The sequence below is a fragment of the Brucella pseudintermedia genome (assembly GCF_008932435.1).
GTDB classification, from domain to species: domain Bacteria; phylum Pseudomonadota; class Alphaproteobacteria; order Rhizobiales; family Rhizobiaceae; genus Brucella; species Brucella pseudintermedia.
This window is the reverse complement of record NZ_WBWE01000008.1, coordinates 173,343-190,562: the sequence shown is the minus strand read 5'-3', so window position 1 is coordinate 190,562 and position 17,220 is coordinate 173,343. Positions and strand designations below refer to the sequence as shown.

Below are 17,220 nucleotides of genomic sequence, written 5' to 3'. Positions count from 1 at the left end.
GAAAATTCGGTATAAAAATTTGAAACGCCATTGGTCGACATTCCTGTCCTACGCAGCTTCAAGCGGCAGCCTCTTTGCAGCAAACATCGCCCAGCTTTTAACATTTGCGCTGCTAGCGCGATATCTCGGTTCTCACGAGTTTGGCCTGTTCGTGACCATAATGGCTGTCACCAACATCGCTACCTTCATCTGCGGCCTGGGCGGAGCAGAATGCCTCGTGCGTCGCGTAGCGCAGGACCGCACGATCTACCCCGCGATGCTCGGCCACAATCTCATTCTCATTGCGATTACCGGTGTTGTCCTTGTCGCCGCCGGAATGATCATATTACCGTTTTGGCTGTACAATTCTCCTGAATTTGCAGGAAACCTGTTCGGGCTTTTCCTGCTGCTCGTTACCAACATTGTGCTTGTGCGCCTCATCCTGCTGGTTGAGCAGATTTATATCGCACATACCGACTTCCTGTCCGCCAATCTCTCTGTCGTGGGGTTTGCCGTTGCCCGGACCATTGCGGCAGCGACCGCCTGCCTTCTATTCGGCGTCTCCACCGTCGTCGGATGGGCCTATTGGCAGTTTGGTGTCCATGTCCTGGTTGCCGTGGTTTACGCCCTGTTTCTGCGCAGGCTGGGCCGACCGCAATACACGATCGTGCGTGACGAAATACGGCTCGGCGTGATGTTTGCTTCGCAATTCATCTTCAAGGCAGTGCGCCAGAATGCGGACCTCCTGCTCCTCGGCACATTGATGTCGCCAAGCGTCGTCGGCAGTTACGGCGTCACACGACGTATCATCGATAGCAGCACCCTGACTGTCGAAGCGATGAACCGTCTGGTTTATCCTCATCTGGCCCGCGCCAGCGCAAAAGGAATCCATCATGCCCTGCCGATCACGATGCGCCTGCTTGGTGCCGCATTTGCAATCGGCATATCAACCTCGCTGGCCGTGTTCATCATCGCGCCCTATCTGCCTTATCTGTTTGGCCACGAGTATGACATGCTGGTTTCCTTCTGCCGCACGCTTTGCTGGACCACCGTGTTTGTCGCCCTTTGGTCGATAGCCGTGGATCTGCTGGGTGCAGCCAGCCAGCACAGCTATCGCACCGCCGTCCTCAACACAGGCAATATTCTCGGCGCCCCCTTCCTGGCGCTGGCAACCTGGTACGCGCCGATCACAGGAACTTTCGCCGCCATTTACGCAATTGAAATCAGTATTGTGCTGGCATCATGGGGATGCGTTATCTACCTCGTTCGCCGGAGTCGTGACGCAGAAGTAAAGAAAGCGGTTTCAACAGTGGGGGCTTAGATGGCGGGGATCCCGATCTCGGCAAACGACGTCAAGTCGCGGCGCGTTCGCGCAATGAAGATTGATGATATCCCTGCCATTCGCACCCTCTTCCAGCGCGTTTTTCGTCCGCATTCAAAGTCGTGCCGCGAGACTTTTGATCAGTATTTTCAAAAGTTCTTTTTTGAGAACCCTTATTACGACCCGGCGATTGGCAGCGTGGTCCATGAGAACGAGCGCGGTGAGATTGACAGTGCGATCTCGGTCCTGCCCATTCCTTACAGGGTTAACGGCCAATCGGTCATGGGACGCTTGCTTTGCGCTTTCATGATGAAGCCGGAAATGTCGCCACGTGGTGCCGCCGAACTGACACTCACCTTGCGTCCGAGCGAAAAGATCCTCAACTTCACCGACAGTGCGGCCCCCGTAAGTCTCAAGCACTCCGAAGCGATCGGCGGGATAACACTCGGCACACACGGGCTCGGATGGACACGGGTATTCCAAGCCGCCAGCTATGTGGCCAATTACGTTGCCGAACGGCGTCCCGTTCTCGGCGGATGGGCAGCCAGTTCGGTGGGCAAAGTGCTCAACCCGCTCTTTCCAGTTCCCGCGATCAGGAGAGCAGCCAAATCCACGGCGGATGTGAGGGAAATTACGCAAGAAGAAGCCATATCTCTTGTTCCCGGCTATCTGCAAAGCTATTTGGCGCATCCAGCCTGGACAGAAAGCGACATTGGCTGGCTCTTCCAGATGGCGTCGGACAATCATGCTGCCGGTGCCTTGCGGTTCTGCGCGATCAATGACCGCGGCGGCAGCCCCGGCGGCTTCTTCTGTTACTATAGGCGCCCCAATGGCATCGCAGAAGTTCTGAACATCATCACGAAAGCCGGAATGGAAAAACATGCCGTCGATGCGATGCTGCTCCACCTGCAGGATGAAGGGCACATCGCGGCACAAGGAAGGGTTGACCCGCGTTATCTTAATGCGCTTTCACAGCAGTCGATCATGTTCTTCCGCCTGAAGGCCAATGTCTGCGTTGCTACGGCAAACGCCGACATGCTGAATGCAATTCAGCGCGGCGATATCTTTATCGGCGGACTTGCTGGCGAAAGCTGGAGCAGGTTGTCGACCGATTTCTATTGAACGGCGAGCTTCCTTTCCAAAAGAAAGAAAGTAGTCGGCCCCGCTTTGCCTGCACCATTATCCAGCCGGAAAGCGATCGGTCCAGATCCGGCAGCTATTTTTTCGTGGACCTTGCCGTCAAGACCGATCGGCGACAGCGTCCATGAAACGGCGTTTCCTGCCAGATTCACATCCACGCGGTTGCGCAGCAAAGTAACCGGCAGACGCCCCCAATCCTCGATAATCTTCTGCGCCTTGTCACGGAAACGCATGTCGGAATTCCGCGCATCGCTGGCGAAAATTACAAGCAGCCTTTCGCTGTCCTTCAGCCCTTTTCCGTCAATTGCCGAAACTGCAAACAGCCCCCTCGCCTCCGCATTGCCGAGGGACAATTCCTTCAAGGTCACGTGATCTCTCAGTTCGGCAAAGGCAATGGCCTCGGTCCGGGGCGTAACAACCTGCATCCGCTGTTTATTGCGGTCGAGCATGACCTGGCCCGTGGCGCTTTCAAACAAGCCTTGCGACGGGTCAGTGACGTTATCGTGCGATAGAAGTTCTGCGGCCTTCAAGCGCTGCAATACATTGTCGAGTGATGCACTCCGATAGCCGACCGCAACCGATTTCTGCAGGCCATGCGGCCACGCCTGCCCTTTCGTCGCAAGACCGATCCCACCGACAAGCGCCAATGGCTTCAGTCGCGCCGGTTCCCGGAACTCAAGCGATTCACCAAGGCTCGCCTCTCCCTGCATCATGAACGGTACATTGAAAGCCGCCGTTTCAACGTCGCCCCTGCGAAACAGCAGCGACGCCAGTGTTTCTCCGGCACGAGCAACGGGATCTGCAGCGAAGGTATACGGGACGATGCGCTGGCGGAACGGAGCCGCCTCGTCGAATGCAAGCGTCAAAGGCCCTTGCCCGTGGCGGCAGATACCATCCCAGCCCTGCAAGGCCGCATAGGCCGGCATCACTATTCCAGCTTCGTACCGATAACGGTTCCAGAACAGGTGCTCGTATTCTGTCGCGAGGAAAGGCCGTCCGAGCCAACGCCCGGCAGCGATTTCACTGACGTAGGACGCGGTATCGGCAATCGAACTCGTATCCTTGATTTCGGTGCCCGGACTGAGCGTTCCGATCCAGTCATGATAGGTATTGGCAACAACCGCTTGCTGGTTCTGTCGCGAAAGAGCCGTTTGGACCGTAAACCAGTTGTTATAGGGTGCGACGAGGCCACGATAACCGAGAACGCGCAGCGCCTGCTCAAGACGCTGGGTCAACAGGCGTTCTCTCTCAACGAGAAAAACCTGGAAATCCCGGAGCCGTCCACCGCCTCCGCTGCGGCTTTCCGGCAAGTGGATAGTTTGCTGCTCCAGATTTTCGCCGGGTGCCAAACCGCCCCAGGCTCGTGACAAGGCACGGGTATCGGCATAGCGCTTTTTCAGAAAAGCATTGAATGCCGGACGATAGCCGGTCCAAAATATTGTCCCGTCACCGGGCTCGTGCACAAAGCTCGTGAACTGGATGCCGTTTTCGTTGAACGGAATGACCAGCGCCAGCGCAGGGTCGCGCAAAGGTGCAAGTCCCGTATAGGGATTGACCGTGGCGTAGACTTCTTTCTGAAAACGCAGCCAGTGATCGAATGCCGCATCGTCCACATAGATCCGGCGTTTCAGATTGCCGTCCGGTCCCCATCGATCAGTGTCCTTGCCGCCCAAAGCGCCGCTTTCGGAAGTAAGTCCGTCGATAATCCAGTAGATACCCTCGCGCTTGAGCGCAGCCATCAGATAGCGCATCCGGTCGAGGGCTTCCGGGCGGAAATCGAAATCACGCGCCTGCCCGAGCATCAGGTCGGCATCAACGAAGTGAAACCGGGCTATATTGTAACCGTGCAGACGGAGCTGCCGCACATATCGATCAATAAAGGCGTGATCCACCGCCCGCGACGATGGCGGTCCCCAGGCAATCGACGCACATTGCAGCCGCAGTGCCTCGCTTGGCTTGTCAGCGCGGGCGAAATGCCCGTCGGCATTTGCGATCAGGCGATTTTTCTCTTCGATTGGCGTATTGGCCAGAAATCCCGAAAAGTCGAGAGGGCTGCCCGCGGAGATTTCGAGATTGTTTTCCTTGACCGGAAGCCATTCTTCGGCACCGGCACCAGACATTGCGAGGCCAATAAACCAAGCCGAGAGGACCAGTCGCCGGATGTCCATCAGGGCTCCCTTATAACCTTGCTCTCAATCCAGTCGGTCGGTTTGCGGCGCGGCTGAAAAAAGCCAAGGGGCAGTGCTGCTGCGTGAAATATCCACGCAACCACCGCGTAGACGCCAAGTTCGATATTGCGCGTGCGAATACACATTGCGACGAACGGAATTGCGGCAATGATGACAGCCACGACAATTGCGGGAAGCCATCTCGGCACGAAAACCAGAGCAGCTATAATGGCCAGCCACCAGATATAAACCGCGCCCCACAGCCGCAATTCCGGCAGTTCGCGGAACAGGTTTTTTTGATGCGGTTGTCCCATCGCCGCACGCAACACTTCTCCTGTGCCGCGCAGGTATTTGCTTTTCCAGCGGCGGACCAGAAGTTTGTAGGCATTCATCGTATAGCCAAAATGCTGCACGAACGGCCGGTCCAGACGATGGAGTTTCCATCCATGGCTGCGCAGGCGAACACCGGCATCAAACTCTTCGTGACCGTGCAGATTGCGATCGGAGAAATAACCGGCCTGCTCGATGGCGCTGCGCCTGTAAAGCCCGCCGCCGTTCATGCGATCGATATCGCCTATGCGTGCTTCGGGCGAATGCCGCTTTGAACGGCGCTGAAATTCCAGGCTTTCCAAGATCTGATCCACGACATGGCCGGTCACGCCGCCAACATCCGGGTGGCTGTCGAGATAAGCAAGGGCGGCGGGAAGAAAATCCGGCTCGAGTATCATATCGCCATCGATCAGGCAGATAAAAGGCTGTGTCGAATATTGAAAACCGAGCTGTGGACCCAGCCCGCAACTGGCCTGAGCGGGCGGCTCGATCTGCACGATCCTGATCGGATATGCCCGAGCGATCTCGATTGTACGGTCGGTCGATCCACTATCCGCCACGATGACTTCGACTTTACCGCCGGGCAAGGCTTTCAAGGCGCTTTCAATGGCTCCGGCGATACGCTTTTCCTCGTTCAAAGTCTTGATGATAATCGAAACAGACATCTTTGCCCTATTTGTGAAAAGCACATGCGAAGCAGTTTGCCGGTTCGCACCAGCCGAGCCGCTATTCATGATTTTCTTTGGTTTCAAATCTATTAGAATCTTGCAACTAGAAAATGAGATTCGACGCGCAAACCGTGAAAGAGATTTATGCTCACCAATGATTTTGACATCCAAGTCTACAAGAATACGGAACGGTTATCCAGTGACTGGCCGGATGCCGACGACAAGACCGGCAGCGCATTTTTTGTTTTCCAGTCCAAATCCTTCATCCGAGCATGGGAAGCGAGCTATGGACAGAAATCCGGCACGGAACTGTGCCTGACCGAAGTTCGCCAGAGCAATGGAACCCCTCTTCTTTTTCTGCCGCTTTTCATCAAGCTGACCTATGGAACGTGCGTGCTTTCATTTATCGACGACGGTGTTAGCGATTATAACGGTCCCATTATATTTCCGGCCGCAGCGCAGCTTTCGCAGGAGGCTGCCGCGCGCCTTTTTGAAGCTGTCTTGGCGGCGGTTCCCCCTCACGACGTGATTGCGCTTTGCAAGATGCCGCAGCACGTCGAAGGCATCGCAAATCCTTTGTGGCCGTTGACAAATCTGTTCTCCGAAGCGTCAACGCACGCAATTTCCCTGACACGTCGGCTGGAAGAGATCGAGCAGTCCATACAGGGCATAAAGACTGTCAAAAAGCGGGACCGGGCACTTCAAAAACTGGACGGTTTCCGTTTTTACGTGCCACAGACGGAACCCCAGCGGCGGGCTCTGCTCGAAACCATGTTGCGCCAGAAACAGCGCCGTTTCGAGGAAACAATGGTTCCCGGTTTCGATGTCCATCCCGAAAAGCGACGCTTTTTTGAAGAGGCGACCGAACGGCTCGCCCGACGCGATGCTCTCCATTTTTCCGCGCTTGCGGTGGGTGAGACGATATTGGCCACGATGTGGAGTGTCGTCCGCAATGGCCATTACTGCGCGATGATTACGACTTTTGAAGACGGCGAATGGAGTAAATTCTCCCCCGGCAAGGTGATAATTCTGCATCTTCTGCACACGCTCAAAGCGGAGGGATACCAATGTTTCGATCTGGGCTATGGCGACGAGCCGTGGAAGCAGGGCTTGCGTGACCGGACTGTCCCCATGCGTGACCTTGTCAGGGCGGTCACTCTTCGGGGAAGTATATCATTGGCTCTCGACCGGTCGCTGGAACGGATACGCGCCACAGCGCTTTATCAGAAGTTACGTCCGTTGAAATGGCGATTGCTGCGCAAGCTTCGATAGAAATCATGCTGCCCGCTTCGGCAACCGCACCGTGAATGTCGACCCTTCGCCCAACTGCGAGCGAACGACCAGACGTCCGCGATGACGGGCGAGAATGTGTTTGACAATGGCAAGGCCAAGCCCTGTGCCCTTTTGGGCGCGGCTGGTTTCCACGTTGATCCGATAGAAGCGTTCGGTGAGACGCGGCAAATGCTCGGCGGCAATGCCCGGACCAAAATCCTGAACGGACGCGACGACCTCCGGCGAACTGCCGCTATCGTCTTCATCCAGTTTGACAATCACCCGCTTTCCAGCCTGTCCGTATTTGCAGGCATTCTCCACGAGATTCTGGAAAACCTGGATAAGCTCGTCGCGCGCGCCGGTAACCATCACGGAATGATCGGGCAGTAGCCGCTCGATATTGATGTCGAGACCGGCTGCCAGCGGCGCCAGCGTATCGGCAACGTGATTGAGAACGGAAGTCATGTCGACGCATTCATTGACGGTCAGATGTGCCCGCATTTCAAGTCGCGACAGGGACAAAAGATCATCAATCAGGCGCGACATGCGTTCAGCCTGTTTCTGCATGATATCCAGAAACCGATCGCGGGCGGCCGCATCGTTTCGCGCCGGTCCTTGCAGCGTTTCGATGAATCCGCGCAGCGAAGCGAGCGGCGTGCGCAACTCATGGCTTGCGTTGGCGATGAAATCCGAACGCATCCGATCAATGCGGCGCGTTTCGCTCTGATCACGAAAAAGCAGGACAAAAAGTTCCGGCCTGCCGTCATTGCCCGGCAATGCCTTGACCATGGCCTTGAACCAGCGATCAATCGGCACACGTTCGAAATATTCTATGCTTCGTGCTTCGCCATCCGCGATCACTCCCTGAATCAAGGCGTGCATTTCCGGCGCGCGGAAACGCAGATAAAGCGCCGTGCCCGTTTCCAGCGACTGGAACGCTTCGACAGCCGCCGAATTGGTGAACAGCACCGTGCCACCGTGATCGAAGACAATCATCGGATCGGTCAGAAGGTCAGCGAGGCGCTCGCCGGACACGCCGGCCATATCGTTGGGCGCTATGCTTTTCACTGGAATTTCATCCGGTTCGCTGCCCGCAACCTCGCTCGCAAGCCAGACGGCGCCAAGAACAACCAAGGCCAGCAGGCCAGCGCGAAACCAAAATGGGAGATCCAGAGCCAGAACACAAACCGCCAGAACAATGCTGGCGAGCACAACGCCCTTGACCCGCAGAAGAGGCTCGAAAATCGACTTCGCGGCTGCTGGATCTGGATCGGTGCGGTTGCCTGCCTCGCTCATACTGCTTCCTTCTGCGGTTGTGGCCTCGGCTCTATCCGAAAATGCCGGAACACCTTTACGCGGCTTCCAAACAGCCCATATCATGCCTTGATATAAACGAAAGGGAATTGCCGTGGGTGACAGTTCGAAGACAGCTAACAAAAAGAAAGACAAAAAAGACGAGGCAAAGTCGGGCGACAAGCCAATCAAGCTGAAAATTGGAGGTGAGACGCGGACGTTCGACATAAGCGATCCGAAGCTGCCGAAATGGATTGACGACAATGCGTTGCGCTCAGGCGGATATCCCTATCCATCCAAGATGAAGTCGGAGGAATATGAAGAAACGCTCGAGCGGCTTCAGATCGAACTCGTCAAACTTCAATACTGGCTTCAGGACACCGGGGGCCGCGTCATCAGCGTCTTTGAAGGCCGGGACGCTGCCGGGAAGGGCGGCACCATCTTTACGATCCGCGAGTTCATGAACCCCCGAACGGCTCGCAATGTCGCCTTGCCGAAACCAACCGAAACCGAACAGGGTCAATGGTATTTCCAGCGCTACGTCGCGCATTTTCCAACGGCGGGAGAGTTCGTCACATTTGACCGTTCATGGTACAACCGGGCGGGCGTCGAGCGCGTCATGGGTTTCTGCACGCCCGCGCAGCTTGAAACATTCCTGACCGAAACGCCCGATTTCGAGCGCATGATCGTGACGGATGGCATCCACCTTTTCAAATTCTGGCTGGATATCGGGCAGGAAATGCAGCTCAAGCGCTTTCATGAGCGCCGCCACAGCCCGCTCAAGAACTGGAAATTCTCCCCGGTGGACGTGGCCGGCATTTCGCGCTGGAATGATTATTCCGATGCATTGCACACCATGCTCGAAAGGACAGATACGGGCTACGCTCCCTGGACAATCATTCGTTCAAACGACAAGAGGCGCGCCAGACTGGCTGCAATCCGGCGCATCCTTTTGACCCTGCCTTATGAAGGAAGAGACCTTCAGGCAATTGGCGCCGAGGATCAATCGATCATCGGACGCGGCTCCACATTCCTCACCTCGTCACCGGCGGAGATGTAAAACAGGCTTGGCTGGTGCGGTGTCTTTTCCCACAGATGCGGGACATGCACCAGCTGCCATAATGCGCGCCAGGCGGCAATTGAAATCAATACCCAATATACCGGGATCGAGAAGAGGTACGCATATCCTCCCAGTTCCGTTGGTTCCATCGTTCTCGCACCGAGAAGATAGAAACTGAGATAGGCCAGCAGGATGTTCGTCACATCGATCCCCAACAGCCAGACACCGTGCGTTGTCAGTGGCCCGAAAAGCATGCTGATCAAAAGGAGGGCGAACATGACGAGCATCAGGGGATGCAGAAGCGCCGAACCGATTATTCCCAAGGTATAAATCTGATTGACCAAAAACCTGAACCAGCCCAGCTCGCGCCAGGTATTGTGCGGCTGGCGCCCATGCACGAGCCATGTCTGCATCCAGCCCTTGAGCCAGCGTGTCCGCTGCTTGCGCCAGATATCGTAATTGATGGGCGCATCTTCAATCGTGCCTCGCGTGATCACGCCGATGCGGTAACCGAAACGAGCAAGCCTGACGCCAAGATCGGCATCTTCCGTGACGTTGTAGGCGTCCCAGCCGCCAACCTCTTCCAGGCAGGATCGCCGAAAATGGTTGGAAGTTCCTCCAAGCGGAATGACAAGCCCTTGGGAAGCAAGCCAGGGCAGCAGTCCGCGGAAAAGCGCGGCATATTCGAACGCGAACATGCGCGTCAGCAAATTATGGCGAAAGTTCCCGATTATCAGCGGTGCCTGCACGCAGGCCAGCCTGTCGCCCTCGACCTGAAAGGTCTGCCATGCTTCAAGCAACTGGTCAGGATGCGGACGGTCTTCGGCATCGAAGACCGCGACAATCTCACCCCGGGCAAACTGCAATGCGTAATTCAACGCCTTGGGTTTCGTCTTGGGTCCGCCAGAGGGCACGAGAACCAGTTCAAAATTCGACGGCAGCCGCACACGGCGTATCGCCGTTATCGTATCGAAGTCGTCCTTCTCGCAGACAAGCTTGATATCGAGCTTGCTGGCAGGCCAGTTCAGACGTTTCAAGCTCGTAACAAGCTGGCCTATAACTTCCTGTTCCCGATATAGCGGCACCAGCACGGAATAGACCGGGAGATCGCGCGGCCTGCCTTTCCTGATTTCCGTGAATTTCAGCCGCCTGCCAGCGACCGCTGCGAACAAGCGGATGATCACGCAGCCGAAGAAGAATAATGACAGCGCGACGTGGAGAACAAGGAGAGTGGCCGCGGGCCAATTGAACATGCAGGCGAACAACGCATAAACCGCCATGGCAATGACAAATGCCTGGGGCGTATCGAGAACGCGCGAGGCGGACAGCGATTCCGGCGTCATTTCATAGGCTCTGGCGATCAGGTCCTTTTGATGCCGTTGCCGCATGACCTGCTTCAAGAGCGTCGGCGTGCATATCCGTATTCGATTTTTCAATTGCGGTGTCGCAAGGATATAATCCCGAAGCGTTCTGATGCGATTTTCCGCGGGCGCTATATAGAGATAGCTGCTTCCGTCCGCGCCGAGCACCATGACCTGCCCGACATCGATGAATGCCGACGGCTTTTCTTCACCCGATACGAAAATACGCGACGGCAAGGCTTCGTTTGTGAACTCCAAGGTCAAAAGATCAGCGATAGCTGCATAAAGGACCGATTCCGCAACGTCGCCTCGCTGAACCAGTTCCACGCAAAATGATGTTCCGTGGCGAGTAGCCGCGCTATATGCCCCCAGCAACGCTTCTCTTGACACGCCGCATTGTTCCAATCTGGCTGATATGGCGCTGCATATCTCCAGATCGAACGCAGTCGATACACTACTCATAGTACCCCCGCACTACTGAATATTTGTGTTTTTATTTTATATATATGCTTATATACTAATTTTACCGAAGGCTTTATTAGTTACTTATTTCGGTAAAATTACAATCAAAACGTAATATACTCAAAAAGAATTGCAACCTTTATTTTCTTCAAACCTTCAGTGAATATGGAAGGGCAATCGATGCGCAGTTAACGCGAAATTATAATAAGGAGAGCAGAAAGGGGTCATGAAACGCCACCTTCCAAGACTGCTGATCGCGCTGGCATCCGCATGTGGTATTCATAGCGCGCAGGCTTCAGACACAGAGCCCCAGGCTCCGTCCTTCATCAACCAGAAGGAGCGTCTGCCGTTGCCGTCCTTGCAAGCACTGACACGGTTGAGATTCATTACAACCGTCGACTTTCCCCCGTTTAATATGCTCGGCGATCAGGGACAGCTTTCCGGCTATAATGTCGATCTTGCCAAGGCTCTTTGCCGCCAATTGGGTGTCGACGATATATGCCAGATCGAAGCTGTGCCATGGAATGAACTGGAAGAACGTCTGCTCGGCGGCCAGGCTGAAGCCATTCTGGCGGGATGGAAGCCGACCGAAGCAAATCGCGAACAATTTGCCTATTCGCGGTCCTATATGCGGCTGCCTGCGCGTTTTGCGACAACCATTGCCGGCGCCTTTAATGACGATCCGGTCACAGCCACGAAGGGCAAGAACGTGGGCGTGATTGCAGGCACGGCCCATGAACAATTGTTGAAAAGCTATTTTCCCCAGGCCGTTGCAAAGACTTACCCCGATGAAGCACTCATGCTTGCCGATCTCAAAAGCGGCAAGATTGGCACCGTCTTTCACGACGGCATGTCGCTTTCCGTGTGGCTTAACAGTCCCGAAGGCCACGCGTGCTGCACTTTTGCAGGAGGCCCTTATCTTGCGCCGCAATATCTGGGCTCCGGCCTTAGCATTGCCGTTGCACAGAAAAACACGCCCCTTGTCAGCGCCTTCGACAACGCACTGCAAGCCTTGCAGCAGAAGGGGACACTGACGGAGCTTTACCTGCGCTACTTCCCCAACAGCTTCTATTGATCCGGACATCAGGCGGGGGACCGTTCAATCCGGTCGTCCATTGCGTGCCATTTTGACGCAGGACGAGGTCGCCGCCAACCGCGTTTTCAGATATTTTTGAAATTTCCGATATATCGATACTTACAGTACAAAAGTAAAGTTGTTTTCTATCAAATAAATAACGCGAAAAATACGTTTTAATATCGACATAAAAGCTGGCAAATCAGGGTAAGTTGCGCAGCTTTTAGCATAAAAGGACCGACAAATACATCCATTTATTTTGACTTGAACAATTCCGCCTTCGAACAATAATCAAAGGAAGGGAGAAGGAGGAGATATACAATGTTCGATGGCGTACCTGCTCAATGGCACAAGGTTCCGGAACAAACAAAACGCTCGCCGAATGAAGCCGCCTACGTGTTTCTGGGCATCATGCTCGCAGCACTCAGCGTACCGGCGACATTTCTGGGCTGGGCAATCGTTCAAAGTATCGCATCGCTTTTCTAGAACCGGGCGGTTTTTCGGAAGGCCCGTCACAGGCTATTTTCCGGCCTTGGCAGGAAGTGTGGCACAGGATGCAAAAAGCCCCGCCTTTCGACGGGGCTTTTGTTTGCAGTTTGAACCTGACTAGATCTGATTATCAGCCTGCGTGTTCGGGCTGGAAGTCTCATTCAGGTCTTCATCCTCCGGCCTCTTCGGAGGCTTGCGTGCGATCAGGCTGTAGAACATCGGAATGAAGAATGTGGCGATGAACGTTGCAGCCAACATGCCGCCGATAACGCCCGTACCGATCGAGTGACGGCTTGCCGAACCGGCACCCGTGCTGATGGCCAGCGGCACCACGCCGAGAATGAAGGCCAGCGAGGTCATCACGATCGGACGGAAGCGCAGGCGGGCTGCCGACGCTGCCGCCTCGATGGCGGATTTGCCGGTCTCCCGTTCAAGCACCGCGAATTCCACGATCAGGATCGCGTTCTTCGCCGCCAGACCTATGAGCGTCACCAGACCAATCTGGAAATAGACGTCATTGGTCAGCCCGCGCAGATCGGTCGCCAGCAACGCACCGAAGATTGCGAACGGTACTGCCGTGATGACGGCGAGCGGCAGGCTCCAGCGTTCATACTGCGCGGCAAGGATCAGGAACACCATGACAAGACCGAAGATCATGGCCTGCGTGCCCGTGCCGCTGGTGGTCACTTCCTGATAGGCCGAGCCTGTCCATGCGATCTGGTAGCCTTGCGGGAGGACTTCCGCAGCGACTTCCTGCATCGCCTTGATCGCATCACCGGAAGTGAAACCCGGCGCCGGATTACCGGTGATCTTGGCCGCGTTGAAGGCATTGAAGCGTTCGAGCTGATCCGGACCAACGATACGCTTGACGGTCACGAGAGCATCGAGCGGGATCATGCTGCCGGAATTGGCCCGTACGAAGACATGCTTGAGATCGCTTGGATCGCGGCGGAACTCGGCTTCCGACTGGAGGTTGACCTGGTAGTTGCGGCCAAACAGCGTGAAGTCGTTGACGTAGAGGCTGCCGAAGGTTGCCTGCATTGCGGTGAATACAGAATCGATCGGCACACCCATGGCCTTCGCCTTTTCGCGATCAAGCTGGATGTCGTACTGCGGAACGTTCGGATCGAACGTCGTGCGCACGCCCTGCAACTCGGGCCGCTTGACTGCAGCCTCGGTAATGAGCTGGGTCGCCCGCGTCAGCGAATCCACACCGCCGCCCGTACGATCCTGAACGTAGAGTTCAAAGCCGCCGGTCGTGCTGAGACCCATGATCGGAGGCGGGTTGAACGCAAGAACAAGGCCGTCCTTGATCCCCGCATTCATCCCCATGATGGCGCCGGGGAGATTGCGCGCGTCGGTTTCAGGCGTCGTGCGTTCCTTCCAGTCCTTGAGCATGATGAACATCGTGCCCGCACTGGTTTTCAGACCGCCCGACAGAAGGTCAAAGCCGGATACCGCAAAGACGCTCTCGACAGCAGGGTTTTTCCGGATATTCGCGCTCGCCTGATCCAGAACCGCCGTTGTGCGCTCCAGAGAGGCGGCGGGAGGAAGCACCGCAACGCTGAACAGGAAGCCCTGATCCTCATCCGGCAACAGCGATCCCGGCACCCTTTCGAAAAGATAATAGGTGGCGCCCAGAAGACCCGCAAAAATGACCAGTCCGATTGCAGCGCGCTTCAGGAAGAAGCGAACGCCGCGGGAATAGCCGTCCGTCACCCGCTCGAAGAAGCGGTTGAAGATGCGGAACGGCAGCATCGGCTCATGATGGCCCGGCTTCAGGATCAGCGCGCAGAGCGCGGGCGTCAGTGTCAGAGCCACGAGACCTGACAGCGTCACCGAGATCGCGATGGTCACGGCGAACTGCTTGTACATTTCGCCAACGAGACCGCCCATGAAGGCGACCGGAATGAACACCGCGCACAGCACGAGAACAATCGCGACCACCGGCCCTGTCACCTCGCCCATGGCCTTGATGGCGGCCTTGCGCGGCGACAGTTTTTCCGTGGTCATGATACGTTCGACGTTTTCCAGCACCACGATAGCGTCGTCGACCACGATACCGATTGCCAGCACCAGACCGAAGAGCGTCAGGAGGTTGATGGAGAAGCCCAGCACATACATGCCAGCGAAAGTACCGATAATCGAGATCGGCACCGCGATGATGGGGATAAGCGTCGCCCGCCAGTTCTGCAGAAAGATGAACACCACCAGCACGACGAGAATGATCGCCTCGATGAAGGTGTGAACCACTTCCTCGATGGAAACCTTGATGAACTTCGTCGTATCGAACGGGATCGAATAATCGATACCCGCCGGGAAGCTTGCCTTCAGCTCATTCATTCGGTTCTGAATGAGTTCCATCGTGTTGAGCGCGTTGGCGCCCGGCTGCAGATAGATCGCAATCGGGACGGCTGACGTGCCGTTCAGATTACTGTCGACGAGATAGCTTTCCGTACCGAGTTCGACACGCGCGACGTCCTTGAGACGGAGCGTTGCCGCATTGGAGCTCGAACGGAGGATAATGTTCTCGAATGCCGCGGCGTCAGGCAGGCGTCCCTGCGTGGTCGCCGTATAGGTGAACGGCCCGGCTTGCGGATCTGGCTGGTCGCCGAAGCGGCCTGCCGCAAACTGCGCGTTCTGCTCCTGGATAGCCGCCGAGACGTCGCTTGGCGTCAGATTATACTGCGCCAGCTTGTCAGGCCGCAGCCAGATGCGCATCGAATAATCGATGTTGCCGAGCAGCTGCACGTCACCGACGCCCTGCAGACGCTTGAGATCGTCGACCACATTGAGGAGCGCATAGTTACCGACATAGGTGCGGTCGTAGCGATCGCTGTCGGAGAACATGGCGACCATGCCCAGAATTGTGGTGGAACGCTTGTCCACAGTCACGCCAAGGCGCTGCACTTCCTGCGGAAGCGAGGAAGTCGCACGCTGCACGCGGTTATTGACGTTGATGGTGGCCTGATCCGGGTCAGTGCCCAGGGCAAAGGTCACGGTCAGCTGCATCGTGCCGCTGCCGAGGCTCGAGGACTGCATATAGAGCATGTTCTCGACGCCGTTGATCTGCTGTTCCAACGGCGCGGCAACGGTCTGCGCCACTGTTTCGGCACTTGCACCGGGATAGGTTGCACTGACGACGACCTGCGGCGGCGTCAGTTCGGGATACTGGGCAATCGGCAAAATCCGGATACAGATCAGGCCGGCCAGCACGAGCACAATGGAGATGACCGCCGCGAAAACGGGGCGGTCGACGAAAAATCTGTTCATTGCTTGCCTGCCGCCTGTTCTTTGCCAGCTTCAGCACCCGCCGCCTTGTCCGGCGAGGTGCGATTGCCTGCTTCAGTCGCTGCGTCGACCGGATTAACGGGCTTGCCGGGCGCTGCCTTGACAAGTCCTTCGGAAATCACCCGGTCGCCTGCATTGAGGCCCTCGGAAACCAGCCATGCGTCGCTCAACTCGCGCGCGACGGTGATCGGCCGGACTTCGACAATATTGTCCTTGTTGACCACATAGACGAACTGCGTTTGCGGCCCCTGAAGCAATGCAGCCTTCGGGATCGTGATGGCGTTCTTCACCTGAATGCCAAGAATGACAGCGCGGACGAACTGGCCGGGGATCAGGCGTCGATTGGGATTCTCAACCACCGCGCGGGCGCCAAGCGTACCTGTTTCCGTATCGAGCGACGAAGAGGTGAAATCGATCGTTCCCTCGTGATCGTAAACCTGTCCGTCACCGAACAGAACCTTGATCTTCAGGCGGTCCGCATCCTCACCCGTCGCGCCGCGCTCAGCGCGCAAACGGTCGATTTCAGCCGCTTCCGTGTCCGTAAACGAGAAGTTCACATAGACCGGATCGAGCTGCGTGATCGAAGTCAGGAGACTGGAAGATGCATCGGTGCCGATAAGGCTGCCCTCATTGACCTGTTCGAGGCTGGTGATGCCGCTGATCGGTGCAGTCACCTTGGTGTAGCTCAGATTAAGCTCAGCCGTGCGAAGCTGCGCCTTGGCCGCCGCAACCGAAGCCTTGTTCAGGTCTCGCGTCGCGAAAGCCGAATCACGAACGGCTGTGCTCTGCACCTTCTGCTGGACGAGTTGTTCGGCGCGTTCAGCATCGCGGATGGACTGCTGATACTGCGCTTCGGCCTGGGCCACTTGTGCCTGAGCCTTTTCAAGCTCGGCCTGATAAGGCGCCGGATCAATCTCGAACAACACGTCGCCGGCCTTGACTTCCGTGCCTTCGATGAAATTGCGGTGAAGCAATATTCCGCCCACACGCGCACGCACCTGCACGTCGCGATAGGCGCTGATACGCGCCGCATATTCGTAGGTAACAGGCACATCATGCGGCTCTACCACGGTAACGGATACCTGTGGCGGCGGCGGCGTTGCCCCGCCGGGTGCCTGTGCCAGAACGGGTTGCCCCGCAAAGACAAGAAAAGCGGCCCCTGCCGCAAAAAGCCGAATGGAACGGTTCAAAGTCATGGTGGGAGTGCCCTTGCTGTCGCGCGGTGCTGCCAATTTAACATACACGAGTGTTTGTAAATACGAACTACCGTGTTATAGTCAATCACTCAATATTACAGATCACGAATGAGTT

Annotated in this window: 12 protein-coding genes; 6 read left to right on the top strand and 6 right to left on the bottom strand. The window is 56.3% G+C overall.

Features of this window, described 5'->3' with window-relative positions:
• Positions 1-19 precede the first annotated feature (19 nt).
• Together F9K78_RS12375 and F9K78_RS12370 are read left to right on the top strand one after the other, a co-directional pair.
• Complete coding sequence (locus tag F9K78_RS12375; RefSeq protein WP_121985654.1) at positions 20-1,300, top strand: oligosaccharide flippase family protein; 1,281 nt, start codon at positions 20-22, stop codon at positions 1,298-1,300.
• Positions 1,301-2,422: a hypothetical protein gene (locus F9K78_RS12370; RefSeq protein WP_121985655.1), complete on the top strand. Its 1,122-nt coding sequence runs from the start codon at positions 1,301-1,303 to the stop codon at positions 2,420-2,422. It begins immediately after the preceding gene.
• Here the strand turns inward: F9K78_RS12370 and F9K78_RS12365 are convergent.
• Positions 2,416-4,608 (bottom strand): glycoside hydrolase, encoded by a 2,193-nt coding sequence (locus F9K78_RS12365; protein ID WP_121985656.1) that lies wholly within the window; start codon positions 4,606-4,608, stop codon positions 2,416-2,418. The two genes, F9K78_RS12370 and F9K78_RS12365, sit on opposite strands and share 7 nt — an antisense overlap.
• Positions 4,608-5,603 carry a glycosyltransferase family 2 protein gene (locus F9K78_RS12360; RefSeq protein WP_121985801.1) on the bottom strand — a complete coding sequence of 332 codons (996 nt, stop codon included), beginning with the start codon at positions 5,601-5,603 and terminating at the stop codon, positions 4,608-4,610. The genes F9K78_RS12365 and F9K78_RS12360 overlap by 1 nt, the downstream gene beginning before the upstream one ends.
• A gap of 147 nt (positions 5,604-5,750) precedes the next feature.
• On the opposite strand from F9K78_RS12360, the gene F9K78_RS12355 reads away from it, so the two are divergent.
• Entirely contained in the window at positions 5,751-6,878 is a 1,128-nt protein-coding gene (locus F9K78_RS12355; RefSeq protein ID WP_121985657.1) for a GNAT family N-acetyltransferase, read from the top strand.
• 3 nt (positions 6,879-6,881) lie between these two features.
• On the opposite strand, the gene F9K78_RS12350 is transcribed toward F9K78_RS12355, so the two are convergent.
• Positions 6,882-8,174 carry an ATP-binding protein gene (locus F9K78_RS12350; protein WP_121985658.1) on the bottom strand — a complete coding sequence of 431 codons (1,293 nt, stop codon included), beginning with the start codon at positions 8,172-8,174 and terminating at the stop codon, positions 6,882-6,884.
• Between the two features lie 112 nt (positions 8,175-8,286).
• On the opposite strand from F9K78_RS12350, the gene ppk2 reads away from it, so the two are divergent.
• Positions 8,287-9,231, top strand: a complete 945-nt coding sequence (gene ppk2, locus F9K78_RS12345; RefSeq protein WP_121985659.1) for a polyphosphate kinase 2 — start codon at positions 8,287-8,289, stop codon at positions 9,229-9,231.
• Here ppk2 and F9K78_RS12340 read toward each other — a convergent pair.
• A complete protein-coding gene (locus F9K78_RS12340; protein WP_174813441.1) occupies positions 9,174-11,054 on the bottom strand; it encodes a glycosyltransferase family 2 protein in 1,881 nt (626 codons plus the stop codon). The genes ppk2 and F9K78_RS12340 overlap by 58 nt on opposite strands.
• A gap of 226 nt (positions 11,055-11,280) precedes the next feature.
• On the opposite strand from F9K78_RS12340, the gene F9K78_RS12335 reads away from it, so the two are divergent.
• Together F9K78_RS12335 and F9K78_RS21895 are read left to right on the top strand one after the other, a co-directional pair.
• Entirely contained in the window at positions 11,281-12,129 is an 849-nt protein-coding gene (locus F9K78_RS12335) for a transporter substrate-binding domain-containing protein (protein WP_121985661.1), read from the top strand.
• Between the two features lie 321 nt (positions 12,130-12,450).
• Positions 12,451-12,615, top strand: coding sequence for a hypothetical protein (locus F9K78_RS21895; protein WP_162929785.1), 165 nt, complete (start codon positions 12,451-12,453; stop codon positions 12,613-12,615).
• A gap of 120 nt (positions 12,616-12,735) precedes the next feature.
• Here the strand turns inward: F9K78_RS21895 and bepE are convergent, their stop codons facing one another.
• Positions 12,736-15,891, bottom strand: a complete 3,156-nt coding sequence (gene bepE, locus F9K78_RS12330) for a multidrug efflux RND transporter permease subunit BepE (protein ID WP_121985662.1) — start codon at positions 15,889-15,891, stop codon at positions 12,736-12,738.
• Entirely contained in the window at positions 15,888-17,105 is a 1,218-nt protein-coding gene (locus tag F9K78_RS12325) for an efflux RND transporter periplasmic adaptor subunit (RefSeq protein WP_121982885.1), read from the bottom strand. The genes bepE and F9K78_RS12325 overlap by 4 nt, the downstream gene beginning before the upstream one ends.
• Between the last annotated feature and the right edge of the window lie 115 nt (positions 17,106-17,220).